This is a genomic window from Pseudoxanthomonas sp. PXM04, assembly GCF_014851695.1.
GTDB classification, from domain to species: domain Bacteria; phylum Pseudomonadota; class Gammaproteobacteria; order Xanthomonadales; family Xanthomonadaceae; genus Pseudoxanthomonas_A; species Pseudoxanthomonas_A beigongshangi.
In genome coordinates, this window is the sequence record NZ_JACVAG010000002.1 from 467746 (window position 1) to 484653 (window position 16908).

Here is a 16908-nt window from a genome sequence, read left to right on the forward strand (position 1 = left end):
AACAACGGCGCCAGCCCCAGCGCGTCCGCGCGTTGTCCCAGCAGTTCCGCGGCCGGACGGCCCAGCAGGCGTTCACCGGCGGGATTGATCAGGCGCAGGCGGTCACCCTGCTCGAACGCGAACACCGCGCCGTCCAGCGCGGCCAGGGTCTTGCTGAGCAGTTGCAGGCTCTCATGGGAGTCGCGCTGCTCGTCCTGCAGGCGCTGCGCCAGCGCGTTGAAACGGCCCATCACCTGAATCTGCCCGCCGCCACCGGAAGCCGCGCCGCGCACGCTGTAGTCGCCTTCGCGCAACGATTCCAGCAGGCCGTCGAGGGTGCGCAGGCGGCGTCCATCCGCGTATCGCTGCAATCGCCAGATGATCGCGGTCAGCGCCAGCACGCAGATCAGCAACAGGGCGGCCTCGCGCGGCGCCGGCGTGCCCAGCGCGAGCACGGCCGCCAGCGCCAGCATCGACGGCGCGACCAGCCACGCCGCGCGTCCGCGCTCAGGCGTTCTCATCGCCACGCAGGCCGTGTTTCTCCAGCCGCCGGTACAGGCTCTGGCGGGTGATGCCCAATTGGTCGGCGGCACGTTGCAGGTTGCCGCCCTGATCGGCCAGCGCGCGCCGCAGCAGCAGCGCTTCGGCTTCCTCCAGGGTCATGCGTTCGGACAGCCGCGGCTCCGCCGCGCCGGGCAGGCGCAGCGCGGCGGCGTCCAGCACGCCTTCGTCGGCCAGCAGCGCCGCGCGTTCCATCACATGCGACAGTTCGCGCACATTGCCCGGCCACGGGTAGGTGAGCAGCGCGCGTTCGGCGTCGCGCCCGATGCGCGGCACCGGGCGGCGGTAGCGGGTGCAGGCGGCGGACAGGTAATGGCGCGCCAGCGGCAGGATGTCCTCGCCGCGCTCGCGCAGCGCCGGCACCCGCACCTGGAACGTGTTGATCCGGTACAGCAGATCCTGGCGGAAGCGGCCGGCCGCCACTTCGCTTTCCAGATCCGCGTTGGTCGCGGCGATCACGCGCACGTCCACCCGCCGCGTCTGCGAGGAGCCCAGGCGTTCGAATTCCCCTTCCTCGATCGCGCGCAGCAGCTTGGGCTGCTGGTCCAGCGGCAGGTTGCCGATCTCGTCCAGGAACAGGGTGCCGCCGTCGGCCAGTTCGAACCGGCCGGCGCGATCCTGGCGCGCGTCGGTGTAGGCGCCGCGCACGTGGCCGAACAGTTCGGCCTCGAACAGGGTCGGCGCGATGCCGCCGATGTTGACCTTGACGAAGGCCCGCGCCGCGCGCCGCGAGCCGCGATGCACGAAACCGGCCAGCAGGCTCTTGCCGGTGCCGTTCTCGCCCAGCAAGAGCAGGTTGGCGTCGCTCTCGGCGATCCGCGCCAGATCCTCCAGCAGGCGGCGCATCACCGGCGATTCGGCGATGAAGTCGTCGCCGGCCTCCTGCAGCAGCAGCGCCTGCGCCTGTCCCAGCCGCTGCTCGCTGCGGCGGCTGCGATCCAGCGCGATGCGGCTTTCCAGCACGTTCAGCACGCGCGCGTTCTGCCACGGCTTCTCGATGAAATCGACCGCGCCGCGCTGCATCGCCGTCACCGCCAGTTCGATGCTGCCCCAGGCGGTCATCGCCACCACCGGCAGGCCGGGGCACTGCGCGGCGATCTGCTCCACCAGCGCCAGGCCCTCCTCGCCGGAGGTGGTGTCGCGGCGGTAGTTCATGTCCACCAGCACGGCGGCGAATTCGTCGCCGCGCAGGCAGCCCAGCGCGATCTCCGGCGACTCCGCGCCGACCATGCCGTAGCCGGCGCTCTTGAGCAGCATGCGCAGCGCCTCGCGCACGTCGGGCTGATCGTCGACGACCAGGATGCGGGCGCTGGGGGACGGACGGGAAGTCGGCACGGTGCTCATCACCGCCAGTCTAGCGTCCGCGCCGGAGCGCGGGCGCTACTCATTGCGCAGCGCCTGCATCGGCGGCACCCGCGCCGCCCGCAACGCCGGCGAAAGCGCCGCCAGCAGGCCGGCCAGCGCCAGCGCCACCACCACCGCACCGATCGCCAGCGGGTCCGCCACCTGCACCTCGAACAGGTAGCGCTGCAGGAACCGCGACATCGCCATCGCGATGCCCAGTCCCGCCAGCAGCCCGATGGCGATCTGCAGACCGGCCTCGCGCAGCACCTGCCGCAGCAGCCGGCGCGGATCGGCGCCGAGCGCGGCGCGCACGCCGAATTCGTGCCGGCGCGCGGCCACCGCGGTCGCCATCACCGCGTACAGGCCCACCGCCGCCAGCAGCAGCGCCAGGCCGGCGAACAGGCCCACCAGCAGCAGGTTGAGCTTCTGCTCGCTGGTGGTGGACGCGACCACCGCGTCCATCGCATCCAGATCGGAGATCGGCTGCTGCGGCGCGACCTCGGCGATCGCCTCTCGCAACGCGCGTTCGGCGCTTCCGGCGGTGTTGCCGGCGCGCGACTGCAGCGCATAGGTGAGGCCGCCGAATCCGCGGATGATCCGCCATGCGCTCGGGGGCAGCTGCGCCAGCGGGGTGTAGACGATCGGGGGCGCCGGCTCGGCCGGGCCGAACTGGCGCACGTCGCCCACCACCCCGACCACCCGCATCGGCACGCGCCGATCCTCGCCGTCGTCCTCGATGGCGACAATTTTTCCCAGCGGCGCATCACCCAGGTACTGGCGCGCGAACGCGGCGCTGACTACACAGATGCGCTCGGCGCCGGCGGTGTCCTGTTCGCCAATCCCGCGGCCGGCGAGCACCGGCATGCCGAACACATTGAAGAAATCCGGCGTCATGAAGCGGTACTGCGCGCTGATCGAGCGTCCGTCCGGCAGCACGTAGCTCCAGTTCAACTGGGTGGCCGTGGGCGGGTTGCTGCCCGCCCCGACATGGGCGATCCCGGGCAACCGCCGCAGCCGTTCGACGATGCGATCGGTCTGCTCGACCATCGAGCCGACTTCGGCGTGGCGTTCCCGGATCGGCGCCAGGCTGAAGATGGTCACCGCGCGGCTCTCGAACCCCATCGGCACCTCGGACAATCGTTGCAGGGTGCGGGTGAACAGGGCGGCGCCGATCAGCAGCACCACCGCCACCACCACCTGCGCGATCACCAGTCCGCGGCCTAGCCGGCCGGCGCCGCGGCTCCAGCCCGCGCGCCCGCCGCCGACCAGTTCGCGGGTAAGTTGCAAGCCGCGCACGCGCAGCAGTCCCAGCACGGACGCCAGCAACGCGGTGGCCGCGCCGGCCAGCAGTGCGAAGCCCACGCTGGTGCCGGTCAAGGCGGCCGCTTCGCCGCGGATCCATTCCGGTGGCACCCAGCCGGCCATCAGGCGCAGGCCCAGCCAGGCCAACGCGATGCCGACCAGCGCGCCGCCAAGACCAATCAACAGCCCCTCGGCCAGCGCCGGCAGGCCCAACCGGGCCAGTGGCGCGCCGAGCGCCAGACGCACCGCACTGTCATGGCTGCGGCCCAGCGCGCGCAGCAGCATCAGGCTGGCCAGGTTGATCGCGGCGATCAGCAGCACGCACGCGCCCGCGCCGAAGAACAGCCACAGGGTATTGCCGGTGCGCGAGGCGAACACGCTGCCCTTCAGCGGCAGCGCGTTGGGCGGAAATTCGAGCAGGTGGCGTTGCCATTCCTCGGTCATCCGCGGGTTCTGGCGAAGCAGCGCGCCGAGCACGGCGCCGGTTTCCGCCGAGGCTTCGGCCACGCTGATGCCGGGCTTGATCCGGGCGATGATCTGCTCATTGGTGGACAGATTGGTGCTGGCCAGGTCCGGCTGCATCGACAGCAGGATGTCGAACTGCACCGGCCAGCGGAACGCGGCCGGCAACACCCCGACCACCTGCGCGGCGCGGCCTTCCACCTGCAGGGTCTGGCCGATCGCGGCGGGATCGGCGCCGTAGTATTGCGTCCAGAACGCATGGCTAAGGATGACCGCCTGCGGGCCGTTCACCCGGTCCTCCTCGGCATTGAAGTTGCGGCCCAGCGCCATCGGCAGGCCCAGCGTGTCCAGGAAGCCGCGATCCACGAGCAGGGAGCCGACCACACGCCCCTCGTCGCCGCGCGCGATATTGGTGTTGATCGCCCAGCTCCGCAGCATGCCGGTCGAGGCGAAGCTGCGCATGCGCCGCACCGGTGCGTAGTAACCGGGCGCGGCCGAGTTGCGCTCGCCGTCGAAGTACTGGCCGAGCGTGACCAGCCGATCCGGCTGCGGAAACGGCAGCGGCTTCAGCAGCGCCTGGTCCAGCAGCGAGAACACCGCCGTGGTCGTCGCCACGCCCAGCGCCAGGGTCAGCACCGCCAGTAGCAGGTAGCCGGGCCGGCGCAGCAGGCCGCGCCAGGACTGGCGCGCCTCGTTCCACAGGATCGCCGCGCTCACGACACCGCCTCCAGTCCCGGCAACGCCATGTCGCGCTCATGACGCAGCCGCTCGAAGGTGTCCTCGTCGACAATGCGGCCGTCGAGCATGTGCACGATGCGCGTCGCGCGTCGCGCGAACGCGGGATCGTGGGTCACCATGCACAGCGTGGTGCCGTTTTCGTGCAGTTGTTCCAGCAACTGCATCACCGCCTCGCCGTTGCGGCTGTCGAGGTTGCCGGTGGGTTCGTCGGCCAGCAGGATCGACGGGTTCCCCACCAGCGCGCGCGCCACCGCCACGCGCTGCTGCTGGCCGCCGGACAGCTGCCCCGGATAGTGGCGGGTGCGGTGGTTCATGCCGACCAGTTCCAGCACTTCGCGCACCCGCCGGGTGATGTCGGCGCGGCCGAAGCCGTCGCGATAGGTCAGCGGCAGGGCGACGTTCTCTTCCACGGTCAGATCCGCGATCAGGTTGAACGCCTGGAAGATGAAGCCGATCTCGCCATTGCGGATGCGCGCGCGGCCACGCGCATCCAGGTCGGCGACATTGCGCCCGTTGAGCCAGTACTCGCCGCGGCTGGGCGCATCCAGCAGGCCCAGGATCGACAGCAACGTGGACTTGCCGCAACCGGAAGGACCGGTGATGGCGACGAAATCGCCCTGGGCGATGTCCAGCGCGATGTCGGACAGGGCGTGGGTTTCGACCTCGTCGGTATGGAAAACCTTGCCCAGGTGCTGCAGGCGCAGCAGCGATGCGGGGATGGCGGAAGCAGGTGGGACGGCGATATTCATCGGGGCTCCTGGGAAAGGTCAGCGTAAACGCAGTCGCGGGTACTGCGCCCACTGGCTGGTGTCGGAAAGCACGGCGCGGTCGCCGGGGCGAAGACCGTTGCGGATTTCGATGCGATCGCTGGAGGCGGCGCCGAAGCGCACCGCGGTCTGGCGGGCCTCGCCATCGCCGTCCAGCACGAACAGGGTGCCGGGACTGCCAGGCACGGCCAGCGCCGGGCGCGGAATGCTGATCACGTCGCGCAGCACGCCCAGGCGGATGCGCCCGTCGACCGACAGATCCGGGCGCGCGCCGGGCGGCAGCTTGCGTCCCAGATCCACATCGATGGTCACGCTGCCGTTGCGTACCGCCGGATCGATGCGGGTGAGCCGACCCTCGACCACGCCATTGCGGGTGTCCACGCTCACCGCCAGGTCCAGCGACAGGTCCTTGGCCAGCACTTCGGGCACCTGCAACCGCGCGATCAGATCATCCGGACGCGCCACCCGTGCGAGCTTGGCGCCGACGGGGACCTGCTGGCCCGGTTCGACGTCGATCTGCTGGAGGATGCCATCGCTGCCGGCACGCACGTCCAGCGCCGCGACCTGCTGGCGCGCGATCGCCAGCGTGCTGGCGGCTTCGTCGCGCCGCGCCTGCGCCGCACGCAGTTGCGCGGCCATGTTCTGGCGGAACGCGGACACGCGCCGGGCTTCGATTTCCGCGCGTCCCTGCTGGGTGGTCTCGGTGATCTGCGCCTGGCGCAGATCGATCTTCGACATCACCCCGGCGGCATGCGCACGCTCGTAGGCCTGCGCCTTGACCTCGGCGATGCGCCATTCCGACTCCGCCTGCGCCTGCTGCGCCTGCTGGTCCAGCAACTGCGAGGCCAGCGACGTGCGCACCGAGGCGACTTCGGCCTCGGCGCCCGCCAGCGCCGCTTCGGCCTTTTCCAGGTTGGCAGTCAGCTCCGGATTGACCATGCGCAGGATCGCCGTGTCCGCGCCCACCCGGCTGCCAGGCTGCACCAGCACCTGCTCCAGCGTGGCGACGGCACCGGCGGTAATCCAGCGGATGTCGCGTGGCACCAGCGTGCCGGTGGCGCGGATCTCGCGCACCATGTCGCCGCGCTCGGCGTCGCCGATCCACAGGCTGCCGCGTTCGACCTTGGGTGCGGCCTGGCCCACGCCAAGCACGGCGACGGCGGCGACCGCCGCCAGGAACAGAATCGGGCCGCCGACAAGCAGCAGGCGGCGGCGGGATGCGGAGCGGGTCTGGGGGCGGGCGATGTCCATGCCCCTTTGAAGAGCATGCCGCGTGCCAATCGCGATGCGCGCTCAACTGATTGATTCAGTGGAAGATTCTTTCCCCCTTGGCACGCCATCATGTCCGTTTTCGTACGTTCGGCGTCCGCCACCGGGCGTCCTGCCGCCGTCCGTCGGCAAGTTGCTTCCCGGGATTTACATACTGTGCAACACAAAGTACTGTTCGCCAAACTTTACGGGGTGGAACATGGTGGAAGCGCGCGACAACCCGGGATCCAAGCTGGAACTGGAGCTGCGGCGCGGCGTGCTGGTGCTGGCGGTGCTGTCGCAGCTGCGCGAGTTCCAGTACGGCTATTCGCTGCGGCAGGCGCTGGCCCAGCGTGGCATGCCGATCGAGGAAGGCACGCTGTATCCGCTGCTGCGGCGTCTGGAAGGCCAGGGGGTGCTGGCCTCGGAGTGGCGGATCGAGGACGGCCCGCCACGCCGCTATTACCGCTTGAACGACGCGGGCGAGGCGATGCTCGCCGAATTGAAGGCCTATTGGGATTCGCTGGTCGGGACCATGGGTGGACTGCTGCAAGGGGACGGGAAATGAACGTGAACGACGTGATCGATGCCTACGTGATCGATGTGATGCGCCGCCTGCCCGCACGCGAGCGCAACGAAATCGGGCTGGAACTGCGTGGCCTGCTCGCCGAGATGCTGGCCGAACGCGCCGATGGCGAAGGCCGGCCCGCCGACGATGCGATGGTGCTGGCGCTGCTGCGCGAATTCGGTACGCCGGCCGAGGTGGCCACGCGCTACCGCCCGCCGGGCCTGGTCGCCATTCCTCCGCAGGAGACCGGCAAGTTCGCGCTGATCGCGATCATCGGCCTCGCCATCCAGTGGGCGATCAGCCTGCCGCACGTGTTCGACGGCCGCCTGCCGCTGGCCGGCTGGTGGCTGGGTCCGGGCCTGGGCGCGTTCTGGTGGCCGGGCTTCATGATCATGTTCACCCTGCTCGCCGCGTGGCTGCGCCAGCGCGGCTGGTTCAAGCCGCGCTGGCGACCGCGAGCGGTCGATCCCGAACGCGTCAACCGCGGCGCGCTCGCCTTCGGCCTGGCGTGGTTCGTGATCGGCGTGGCCGTGGTGGTATCGCTGCCCTGGCTGGTACCGCATCTGCCCGGCGCGTTGCCGCGGGTGCTGGCGCTGGATCCGGATTTCCTGCGGATCCGCGCCTGGCCGGTGCTGCCGTTGTGGGCGGCCAGTTTCGCGATCCTGGCCTGCGTACTGGTGCAGGGACGCTGGTCGCCGCTCATGCGCAAGCTGGAGATCGTGTCCAGCGCGGCCTTCATCGCACTGCTGCTCTGGTGGGTCACCGCCGGCCGCATGTTCCAGGCCACGCCGACCGATCAGGGTGCGCGCGGCATCCTGGCGCTGATCGTCGTCATCATGCTGGTGGACCTGGGGATCCGCCTGCAGCGCGGCCGCACCCGCATCCGTCTGCCGGATCTTTCCGGCTGACACCACCGGCCGGCGCCGCCGGCCTTCCCGCTTCCCTTGCCAAGGAGTCCCGCCTTGCTTCGCGCGTGTCTGCTTTCGCTCGCCCTGATTCCGGCCAACCTGGGCCTGGCCAACCTCGTTTTCGCGGATGAATCCGCTCCGTCTCCACCCGCGTTCGTTCCGCCACCCGCGCCGGGCGAACTCGTGGATATCGGCGGACGCCGCCTGCACCTGGACTGCAAGGGTGACGCGGCTGCTCCCACCGTGCTGTTCGAGGCCGGGCTGTCGCAGTACACCGCGCATTCGGGCTTCTCCAAGGCGCAGGACGCCATCGCGCCGTTCGCCCGCGCCTGCACCTATGACCGCGCGGGACTGGGCTGGAGCGATCCGGTTCCCGGCGCCCGTACGCAACAGGACATGGTGGCGGATCTGCACGCACTGATCGCCGCGAAGAAATTGCGGACGCCATTGGTGATCGTCGGCCATTCCGTCGGCGGACTGCTGGCGCGGCTGTACGCGCGGGAATATCCGGACGAGGTCGCCGGCCTGGTGCTGGTGGATGCCAGTCCCGAGCCGTATCTGTTCACTCCGGGCGCGGCGCAATTCCGCACGGGCCTGGCGGCGGAAATCGATGCCGGGTTGAAGAAGGCGCAGGGCGACGGTCCGGTCGTGCCGCTGCCGGCCGACGTCGAGCCCGACATCGTGGTGGCGTTCCTGCCGCGCGTGCTGGCCACGGTCAAGCAGGAATACGAAGCGCTCGATCGCGTGCCCGCCGCGATGCGGCAGGCGCATGGCTACGGCACTCTCGGCGATCTGCCGCTGGCGGTCATCCGGCGCGGCAAGACCGAGACGCCGCCGAACGCGGAGGATCTCCAGTGGCGCGAGTGGCAGGAAGATCTGGCGACCCTGTCCACGCACGGCTTCCTGGTGGTCGCGGAAAACACCGGCCATGTCATCCCGTACGAGAATCCGGCCGTGGTCGCCGGGGCGGTGCGCCGGATCCTTGATGAGATCCGGCTCGATGAGGTCCGCAAGCATTGACCGGCACCACGCCGCACCGCGCGACGATCAGCGCGGTGCGCGCGCCTCGAACGCCGCGCGCGGTCGCGCGTGCAGGTGCTCGCTGCGCAGCGCGCCGGGCGACTGGCCGATGATGCGCTTGAACGCCCTGCTGAAGGAGGCTTCGGAGTCGTAGCCCAGGCGATTGGCCGCCACCGCCACCCGCATGCCGTCCTGCGCGATCCAGCGCCGCGCCTGGAACATCTTGATCCGCGCGACATAGCGCGCCGGTGTCTCGCCGAGCGTGCGGGTGAACGCCTCGGCGAAGCGGGATCGCGACGCGCCCATCAGGCCGGCCAGCTCCGGCACCGTCCAGTCGCGTTCGGGTTCGGCGTGGATAGCCGCGACGACCTTGCCGATCGACGGGCAGTGCACGGCGGCGATCCAGCCGGAGGAATCGCTGCATCCGCACTCCACCCACGCGCGGATGATGCTGGCGGCCAGCACGTCGGCGAGCCGCGCCAGGATGCCGCACGCGCCGATGCGATCCAGCGCGACTTCTCGCTCCATCGCCTCCAGCATCGCCGGCACGGTCGGATCGCGCTGCGCCAGTTCGCCGGCACGCATCATGTCCGGCATCATCGCCAGCAGCGGATGCAACGGATCCAGGTTGAAGCGCAGGCTGCCGCAGAACATCACGGTGCTGGCTTCCGGATCGGCATCGCCGTCGTGCTCTGTCTTGACCAGGTAGATGTTCTCCGACACCGGCACCCGCGCCAGCGCGTCGATGTCCATCGTCGGCACGTCCGGCGCGCTGGCCAGCACGTGGAAACCGCCACGCGGCAGCAGCACCGCGTCGCCCGCGTTCAGGCGCACCCAGTCCGCGTCCGGCAGCTTCAGCCAGCAGCCGCCCCGGGCGACAAAGTGGAAGCGCGCCTCGCGGCTGGCCGGAAAGGCGATCGCCCACGGCGCCTGCATCACGCAGCGGCCGTATTCGACGCCGTCCAGGCGCAGGTCGAGCAGGACCCGGGTGAGCATGTCGCGTCCGCCGGCGGGCGCCTCGGCCTCGCCACGCGAGGTGGCGGGGTTCGAAATCCTGGACGAATGAGCAAGCATATCGGCCTTTCCGGCATGGAAACGCCAGCATCATACGCCTAATCTGCCCGTCCGCTCCCCCGGATTCCCTCCCCCGTGTCTTCCTCCTCCTGTTCCGACTGCACCGCCGACGGCCTGCTGGATGACCCCGGTTCCCCGCTTGCCGACACCGCTTCCCCAACCATCGCCGGCGACGACGTCCCCGCCCGCTGGGCCGCCGTGGGCGCGCTGGCGCTGGGCGTGTTCGGCCTGGTCACCGCCGAATTCCTGCCGGCCAGCCTGCTCACCGCGCTGGCCTCCGATCTGTCCATCAGCGAAGGCGCGGCCGGGCAGACCGTCACCGCCACCGCCCTGATCGGCGCCATCGCCGCGCCGTCGATTCCGCTGCTCACCCGCCGCATCGACCGCAAGCACGTGATGCTGGCGCTGACGACGCTGCTGGTGCTGTCCAACGCGCTGGCCGTCGTCGCCGACAGCCTGTGGCCGTTGCTCACGGCGCGGGTGATGCTGGGCGTGGCGCTGGGCGGATTCTGGTCGATGGCCGCCGCGCTGGCGATGCGACTGGTGCCGGAATCGAAATTCCCGCGCGCGATGTCGTTCATCCTCACCGGCGTTTCGGTCGCCACCGTCTGCGCCGCGCCGGTGGGCGCGTGGATGGGCGAACTGTGGGGCTGGCGCAGCGCGTTCGTCGCCGCCGGCGTGGTCAGCGTGATCACGCTGCTGGCACAGATCTTCACCCTGCCCTCGCTGCCGCCGACGGCCAACCCGGATCTGCGCGTGCTCGGCCAGTTGCTGGGCCGGCCGGGCGTACGCATGGCGCTGCTGGCGGTGCTGCTGGTGATCTCGGGCCACTTCGCCGGCTTCACCTATCTGCGTCCGCTGATGGAGAACGTCACCCACCTGTCGGTGGGCGCGATCTCGGCGATCCTGCTGGCCTACGGCATCGGTGGTTTCTTCGGCAACTTCGCCGGCGGCTACCTGGCCGGACGCAGCGAGCGCACCGCGATCGTGTTCGGCGGCACCCTGATTGCGCTGCTGGCGATCGGCCTGCTGCTGGCCGGCCACTCGATGATCGTCACCGCGGTCGCCATCGCGCTATGGGGCTTCGCGTTCGGCGCGTTCCCGGTCGGCTTCCAGATCTGGATCATCCGCGCCGCGCCGGATCAGGCCGAAGGCGCGGGCGGCCTGCTGGTGGCCGCGTTCCAGATCGCCATCGCCACCGGCGCGATCGGCGGTGGCCTGCTGGTGGATCATGTCGGCGCGATCGGCGGTCCGCTGTTCGCGGTCGTCATGATGACGCTCGGCACCCTGCTGACCCTGCGCCACGGCCCGCGTCCGGCCAACTTGGCGGACGAAGCACTGCCTTCCCGTCCCGGTTTCCACTGAGCCTCCCGCATGTCCCTGCCCGCCGATTCCGCCGAAACGCCGCTCAACCGCCGCATCACCCTGGCCGCGCGTCCGCGCGGCCTGCCGGCGGCGACCAACTTCCGTCTGCTCCGCGAGCCGGTGCCCGTGCCCGGCGAAGGACAGGTGCTGTTGCGCACGCTGCACCTGTCGCTGGATCCGTACATGCGCAACCTGATGGACGAGATCGGCCCGGGCTATGCGCCGCCGCTGGCGCTGGGCGAGGTGATCGTCGGCGGCACCGTCAGCCGGGTCGAGAGCTCGCGCCATCCCGGTTTCCGCGAAGGCCAGATCGTGCTCGCCAACGCCGGCTGGCAGGACTACGCGCTGTCGGACGGATCCGATCTGGCCTCGCTGGATGGCCTGCCCCAGCCGTCGCTCGCCCTGGGCGGGTTGGGCATGCCCGGTTTCACCGCCTACGTCGGACTGCTCGACATCGGCCAGCCACGCGCGGGCGAGACGGTGGTGGTGGCCGCGGCGACCGGCGCGGTCGGCGCCGTGGTCGGCCAGCTCGCCAAGCTGAAAGGCGCGCGCGTGGTCGGCATCGCCGGCGGCGCGGACAAGTGCCGCTTCGCGGTGGAGGCACTGGGTTTCGACGCCTGCCTGGATCGGCGCGAGGGAAACCTGGCCGAACATCTTGCCGCCGCCTGTCCCGACGGCATCGACGTGTACTTCGAGAACGTCGGCGGCGAAGTGCTGGACGCGGTGCTGCCGCTGCTCAACCTGCACGCGCGCCTGCCGGTATGCGGCTTCATCGCCCACTACAACGATCGCGACGCCGCCGGCGCGGTGGATCAGCGGCCGCAACTGCTGGCGACGATCCTGCAGAAGCGCGTGCGCATGCAGGGCTTCATCATCCTGGACCACTACGCGGATCGGTTCGAGGCGTTCCGCCGCGACATGCGGGACTGGCTCGCCAACGGCGACATCCGTCTGCGCGAGGACGTCGTGGATGGGCTGGAACAGGCGCCGGCCGCGTTCGCCGGCCTGCTGCAGGGCCACAACTTCGGCAAGCTGGTCGTGCGGGTGGCGGACTGACCGCCCCCGTCCGACGGGGACGATCCGCTATCATCCGCGCAAATTCCCAACGCAGGAACGGACGTGGATTCGATTCGGGTACCGGTGTCGATCGGTGAACTGGCGGACAAGATCACCATCCTGGAGATCAAGTCCGAGCGCATCACCGACGAGGGCAAGCGCCGCAACGTGCTCGCCGAACTGCAGGATCTTCTGCCGTTGTGGGCGCCGATCGCCGAGCGCCATCCGACCATGGCCGAGCTGAAGGTGCAGCTGAAGCAGGCCAACGAACTCATGTGGGACGTGCAGGACGCGCTGCGCGAAAAGGAAGCCGCGCAGGTGTTCGATGACGTCTTCATCCAGTTGGCGCGCGCGGTCGCCCAGCACAACGGTCATCGCGTAGGCCTGAAGAACGCCATCAACCAGCAGGCCGGCTCGACCTTCATCGAAGAGAAGGAATACCGCGCCGAGGGCTGAGCGCGCGGTTCCGCCCGCCACATCCCGCGGCTGCGTGCGCGGATGGGCCGGCATTCGCCGTCCTTGTTCGCTCCGGCCATCGTGACCGGTTAGCCTGTCGCGATGGACGCCCTGATCACCGCCGCCGCACGCGCCCTCGCCACCGGCGATGCCCTGGGCGCGCTCAAGGGCGTGGCCCTGCGCGAGGATCCGCCGGCGCTGGCGCTGCGCGGCATCGCGATGGCGCAACTGGGCGAGCATCCGCGCGCGCGCGAACTGCTGCGCCGGGCCGCACGCGGTTTCGGTGCGCGCGAACCGCTGTCGCGCGCGCGATGCGTGGTCGCAGAAGCCGAAGTCGCGCTGGCGATGCGGGATCTGGACGCCACCCCGCGTGCGCTGGAGAACGCCGTCGCCGTCCTGGAAGCGCAGGCCGACCACGTCAACGCCAGCCAGGGCCGCCTGGTGCTGGCCCGCAGGCAGTTGCTGCTCGGGCGCCTGGACGCCGCCGCCGCCACCCTGGCGGTGCTGGCGCGCGGCCGGCTGTCGCCGGCGCTGGCCGCGATCGCGCAGTTGGTGCGCGCCGAACTGGCCCTGCGCGGATTGCGTACCGGCGCGGCACGCGCCGCACTGGAGCGTGCCGACGAAGCCGCTCTCCACGCCGGCATTCCCGCCCTGCGTGCGGAAGTGGCCGACGCGCGTTCGCTGTTGGCCCGCCCCGCGGCGCGGCGCCGGCACACCGAAGGCGAACAGTCGCTGCGACTGGACGAGGTGGAAACCCTGCTCGCTTCCGGCGCATTGGTGATCGATGCCTGCCGGCGCGGACTGCGTCGGGATGGCGCCTGGTATCCGCTGGCGCGACGGCCGGTGCTGTTCGCATTGGCGCGCGTGCTGGCCGAAGCCTGGCCGGGTGACGCCAGCCGCGAGCACCTGATCGAACAGGCGTTCCGCACACGCGATCCGGACGAGACCCACCGCGCCCGCCTGCGGGTGGAACTCGGCCGCCTGCGCGCGTTGGCGGCACCACTGGCGCGCATCGAAGCCACCGCGCGCGGCTTTGCGCTGATTCCGCACGACGCACGCGAAGTGGCGCTGCTGGTGCCGCCGCTGGAAAGCGAACAGGCCGAACTGCTGGCGCTGCTTGCCGATGGCGCGGCCTGGTCCACTTCGGCATTGGCACTGGCGCTGGATACCAGCCAGCGCACCGTGCAGCGCGCGCTCGCCGAGCTCGAGGCCGGTGGCCGCGCGCGCGCGGTCGGGCGTGCCCGCGCCCGGCGCTGGGTGGCGCCGCCGCTGACCGGATTCACGACGATCTTGTTACTCCCCGCTACCCTGCCCGCTGGCTAGAGTGTCTCCATCGCGCCGCAACCGGCGCACCACGCAGGAGCCAGGCCATGACCCGCACTTCCTCCCGTTCCGCCACCCCGGCCAAGGCCGCCGAAATCGTCCGCGAATACCCGCTCGATCATCTCGAAGGCGTGCATGGCGTGACCTACGACGGCACCCGCATCTGGGCCGCCACCAACGAGCGCCTGGTGGCCATCGATCCGGACAGCGGCGCCGCGGTTCGCAAGCTGGAGCGTCCCTGCGACGCCGGCACCGCCTTTGACGGCAAGTACCTGTACCAGATCACCGATTCGCGCATCGAGAAGATCGATCCGGCCAGCGGCGAGGTCGTGGCGACGATTCCGGCTCCCGCCGTGGGCGGGAACACCGGACTGGCCTGGGCCGAAGGCAGCCTGTGGGTCGGCCGTTACCGCGATCGCCGGATTCATCGCATCGATCCGGCCACCGGCGCCATCCAGCGCACCATCGAATCCAACCGCTTCGTCACCGGCGTCACCTGGGTGGACGGCGAACTCTGGCATGGCACCTGGGAAGGCGACGAGAGCGAGATCCGCCGCATCGATCCCGACAGTGGCGAGGTGCTGGAACGTTTGCAGATGCCGGCCGGCACCAACGTGAGCGGGCTGGAGTCCGATGGCGCGGATTTGTTCTACGCCGGTGGCGGCGGCAGCGGCAAGGTCCGCGCGGTGCGCAGGCCACGACACGCCGCGTGATGCCCGGCGCGGGCCACTGAACCAAGCACCGCACTTGCCCTTTCACGCTTTTTGCCTCCCCCTTTGAAAAAGGGGGACTGAGGGGGATTCGCTCCTGGCGCGAAAAGCAAATCCCCCGGTCACCTCCGGTGCCCACCCCCTTCTTCGAAGGGGGTAGTTCCCCGCCGTTCCACCTCCCCCTTTGAAAAAGGGGGACCGAGGAGGATTCGCTCCTGGCGCGAAAAGCAAATCCCCCGGTCACCTCCGGTGCCCACCCCCTTCTTCGAAGGGGGTAGTTCCCCGCCGTTCCACCTCCCCCTTTGAAAAAGGGGGACCGAGGAGGATTCGCTCCTGGCGCGAAAAGCAAATCCCCCGGTCACCTCCGGTGCCCACCCCCTTCTTCGAAGGGGGTAGTTCCCCGCCGTTCCACCTCCCCCTTTGAAAAAGGGGGACCGAGGGGGATTGGCTCCTGACGCGAAAAGCAAATCCCCCGATCACCTCCGGCGGATCCGCTCTCTTCGAAAGGGATCACCGGCGCCATCACGCGATCCGCTCAATCCCGCACCACACCAACCGTTCCTCCCCCGATGGCTCTACCCACACCCCAGGAGCAGATCATGAACCTCACTACCCGAATCCCCGCCGCCTCCCCCCGCATCGTCAGCCGCGAACAATGGCTGAAGGAACGCATGCCGTTGCTCGCACGCGAGAAGGAGCTGACCCGCCTGGGCGATCGCATCGCCGAGGAACGCCGCGCCCTGCCCTGGGTAAAGGTCGAGAAGGACTATGTATTCGATACCGTCGACGGGCCGCGCCGGCTGGACCAGTTGTTCGACGGCCGCCACCAGTTGCTGGTCCAGCACTTCATGTTCACGCCCGGCCGCGACCAGGGCTGCCGCAGTTGTTCCTACATGGCCGATCACCATGATGGCGCGCGCGCGCACCTGGCCCAGCGCGACACCACCCTGCTGGTGATCTCGCGCGCGCCGCTGGCCGACATCCAGCGCTTCCGCGCGCGCATGGGCTGGCAGTTCCCGTGGGTGTCCTCGTTCGGTTCCGATTTCAACTACGACTTCGGGGTCAGCTTCACCCCCGAGGACATGGCCACCGGCGCGGTCGACTACAACTACGCCCACCAGTATTTCCCGCATTCCGAGGCCCCCGGCATCAGCGTGTTCCATCGCGACGACGCCGGCACCGTCTTCCACACCTACTCGCGCTTCGGTCGTGGCGTGGAAGTGATGATGGGGACATACCCGCTGCTCGACCTCACCCCGAAGGGCCGCGACGAAGCCGGCCTGGAAGACACCATGTCCTGGGTGCGCCACCACGATCTCTACGAACAGGCGGACGGCAAGAGCGCCTGCGGTTGCCACGGCTGAGCACGAAGGCCGGCGCGGCGGCATGGACACGATCTGGCCCTGGCTGGCGATCGCCGGACTCGGTGCCCTGCACGGGCTGCATCCGGCCAATGGCTGGATGTTCGCCGCGGCAGGCGCGATCCATGCCGGCCGTGGCGAACACGCCTGGCATGCGTTGTGGCCAATCGGTGTCGGACATGCCACGGCGATCGTGCTGATCGCCACCGCCTTCGCGATTGGCCTGCGCGTGGAGGCGGCGGTCGCCACGCGCATCGCCGGAGCCGCCCTGCTCGTCCTGGCCTGCCATCACCTGTGGCGCCGACGTGCGCCACCCACGCCCACCGCGAACCGCCTCGGCGCGGTCGGATTGGCGCTGTGGTCCGGCTTGATGGCGACCGCGCACGGTTTGGGCATGGTCCTGGTGCCGGCGCTGGTGCCGCTGTGCCTGTCCGCCGGCCCGTGGCGCGATTTCACCGCCTCCGGTTACTCATCCGCGGCATTGCTGGCGGCGGTGGCGCTGCACATGACCGCCATGCTGCTGGTGACCGGCGCTCTGGCGCGGGGCGTCTGCCACGGATGGGGCAGGTACCTGCGTCATTGGCGCGCCGCGACCCTGCGTTGCCTGTGGAGCCTGATGCTGGCCGCCACGGGCATCGTGCTGCTGGCGCTTGCGCAATGACACCG

15 protein-coding genes are annotated in these 16908 nt (G+C 70.1%); 10 read left to right on the forward strand and 5 right to left on the reverse strand.

The features are described from left to right. Window positions 1-486: 486 nt before the first annotated feature. From IB228_RS08135 to IB228_RS08150, 4 genes are read right to left on the reverse strand one after another with little or no spacing between them, the layout of a single operon-like run. On the reverse strand, window positions 487-1884 hold the full coding sequence (locus tag IB228_RS08135) for a sigma-54 dependent transcriptional regulator (protein ID WP_192198040.1): 1398 nt from the start codon (window positions 1882-1884) through the stop codon (window positions 487-489). 36 nt (window positions 1885-1920) lie between these two features. Next, complete coding sequence (locus IB228_RS08140) at window positions 1921-4365, reverse strand: ADOP family duplicated permease (RefSeq protein WP_192198041.1); 2445 nt, start codon at window positions 4363-4365, stop codon at window positions 1921-1923. Then, window positions 4362-5135 carry an ABC transporter ATP-binding protein gene (locus IB228_RS08145; RefSeq protein WP_192198042.1) on the reverse strand — a complete coding sequence of 258 codons (774 nt, stop codon included), beginning with the start codon at window positions 5133-5135 and terminating at the stop codon, window positions 4362-4364. Before IB228_RS08145 ends, IB228_RS08140 begins: the two co-directional genes overlap by 4 nt. Window positions 5136-5153: 18 nt before the next feature. After that, entirely contained in the window at window positions 5154-6404 is a 1251-nt protein-coding gene (locus IB228_RS08150) for an efflux RND transporter periplasmic adaptor subunit (RefSeq protein WP_192198043.1), read from the reverse strand. A 217-nt stretch (window positions 6405-6621) separates the two neighbouring features. Between IB228_RS08150 and IB228_RS08155 the strand changes: the two genes are divergently transcribed. The 3 genes from IB228_RS08155 to IB228_RS08165 are packed head-to-tail and all read left to right on the forward strand — an operon-like array spanning window position 6622 to window position 8897. Then, window positions 6622-6969, forward strand: a complete 348-nt coding sequence (locus tag IB228_RS08155; protein ID WP_141455437.1) for a PadR family transcriptional regulator — start codon at window positions 6622-6624, stop codon at window positions 6967-6969. Further along, window positions 6966-7877 carry a hypothetical protein gene (locus IB228_RS08160; protein WP_183639360.1) on the forward strand — a complete coding sequence of 304 codons (912 nt, stop codon included), beginning with the start codon at window positions 6966-6968 and terminating at the stop codon, window positions 7875-7877. The genes IB228_RS08155 and IB228_RS08160 overlap by 4 nt, the downstream gene beginning before the upstream one ends. Window positions 7878-7931: 54 nt before the next feature. Beyond that, window positions 7932-8897 (forward strand): alpha/beta hydrolase, encoded by a 966-nt coding sequence (locus IB228_RS08165; RefSeq protein ID WP_183639361.1) that lies wholly within the window; start codon window positions 7932-7934, stop codon window positions 8895-8897. Between the two features lie 27 nt (window positions 8898-8924). On the opposite strand, the gene IB228_RS08170 is transcribed toward IB228_RS08165, so the two are convergent. Next, window positions 8925-9971, reverse strand: a complete 1047-nt coding sequence (locus tag IB228_RS08170) for an AraC family transcriptional regulator (RefSeq protein WP_192198044.1) — start codon at window positions 9969-9971, stop codon at window positions 8925-8927. Between the two features lie 75 nt (window positions 9972-10046). On the opposite strand from IB228_RS08170, the gene IB228_RS08175 reads away from it, so the two are divergent. The 7 genes from IB228_RS08175 to IB228_RS08205 all read left to right on the forward strand — a co-directional run bounded on the left by IB228_RS08175 (window position 10047) and on the right by IB228_RS08205 (window position 16903). Then, window positions 10047-11336, forward strand: coding sequence for an MFS transporter (locus IB228_RS08175; protein ID WP_343227061.1), 1290 nt, complete (start codon window positions 10047-10049; stop codon window positions 11334-11336). A 9-nt stretch (window positions 11337-11345) separates the two neighbouring features. Continuing rightward, the gene (locus tag IB228_RS08180; protein WP_192198045.1) at window positions 11346-12392 is read left to right on the forward strand and encodes an NADP-dependent oxidoreductase; all 1047 of its coding nucleotides are present in this window, start codon (window positions 11346-11348) and stop codon (window positions 12390-12392) included. Between the two features lie 63 nt (window positions 12393-12455). Then, window positions 12456-12848, forward strand: coding sequence for a DUF6165 family protein (locus IB228_RS08185; RefSeq protein ID WP_192198046.1), 393 nt, complete (start codon window positions 12456-12458; stop codon window positions 12846-12848). 102 nt (window positions 12849-12950) lie between these two features. Then, window positions 12951-14171 (forward strand): helix-turn-helix domain-containing protein, encoded by a 1221-nt coding sequence (locus IB228_RS08190; RefSeq protein ID WP_192198047.1) that lies wholly within the window; start codon window positions 12951-12953, stop codon window positions 14169-14171. A gap of 47 nt (window positions 14172-14218) precedes the next feature. Next, window positions 14219-14884, forward strand: coding sequence for a hypothetical protein (locus tag IB228_RS08195; protein WP_183639366.1), 666 nt, complete (start codon window positions 14219-14221; stop codon window positions 14882-14884). Between the two features lie 596 nt (window positions 14885-15480). Further along, window positions 15481-16245, forward strand: coding sequence for a thioredoxin family protein (locus IB228_RS08200; protein ID WP_192198048.1), 765 nt, complete (start codon window positions 15481-15483; stop codon window positions 16243-16245). A 22-nt stretch (window positions 16246-16267) separates the two neighbouring features. Beyond that, window positions 16268-16903, forward strand: a complete 636-nt coding sequence (locus IB228_RS08205; RefSeq protein WP_192198049.1) for a hypothetical protein — start codon at window positions 16268-16270, stop codon at window positions 16901-16903. Window positions 16904-16908: the final 5 nt, after the last annotated feature.